The following is a 625-nucleotide window of genomic DNA, read 5'->3' as shown; positions in this document are numbered from 1 at the left end:
GGGAGAACGTGGTCGCGGCGTGCTCGCCCTGTAATCTGCGCAAGGGCAACCTTACGCCTGCGCAAGCCAAGATGTTTCCGCGCCAGCACGCCTTCGCCCCGACCGTGCACCAGCTCCACCGCAACGGCCGCCTGTTCCCGCCGAACTATCTGCACGACAGCTGGCTGGACTATCTCTACTGGGATACCGAGCTGGATCCGTAGGACAGGCGCATCCACTCACACCCCGATCGCGTTCCTCGCCACCACGTCGCGATAGAACGCGGCACTCAGCTTCGGCACCCTCGCCTGCGTCTCGAAGTCGACCCGATACAGGCCGAAGCGTTTCCCGTAGCCGAAGATCCATTCAAAGTTGTCCATCAGGCTCCACAGGAAGTAGCCGCGGATCGGCACCCCTTCCGTGACCGCGCGCTGCATCTGGGTCAGATAGTTGCGCAGGAACATGATGCGATCGAGGTCGTAGACCTGGCCGTCGGCGGCGATCTTGTCCTCGGACGAGGTGCCGTTCTCGCTGATGTAGATGGTCTCGATGTTCCAGATCTTCGCGGCGAGGCGCGGCGCCCAGTAGATCACTTCGGGGCCGATCCGCAGCCATTCCGAATTCATGTGCGGGAACGAGGTGGGGA

Annotated in this window: 1 protein-coding gene and 1 pseudogene; one reads left to right on the top strand and one right to left on the bottom strand. The window is 62.7% G+C overall.

The genetic code is table 11. The annotated features are described in order from the left end of the window. Nucleotides 1-203: pseudogene (locus tag AC1D00_RS44285) on the top strand (HNH endonuclease); the annotation flags it as partial. Nucleotides 204-218: 15 nt separating this feature from the next. Here the strand turns inward: AC1D00_RS44285 and AC1D00_RS44280 are convergent. Beyond that, on the bottom strand, nt 219-625 hold a 407-nt coding region (locus AC1D00_RS44280), incomplete at its 5' end, for a family 1 glycosylhydrolase (RefSeq protein WP_477015096.1).

The sequence above is a fragment of the Bradyrhizobium sp. P2_E8 genome, from assembly GCF_056403875.1.
The sequence above is the reverse complement of the archived record's forward strand: the minus strand, read 5'-3'. Positions and strand labels throughout refer to the sequence as shown.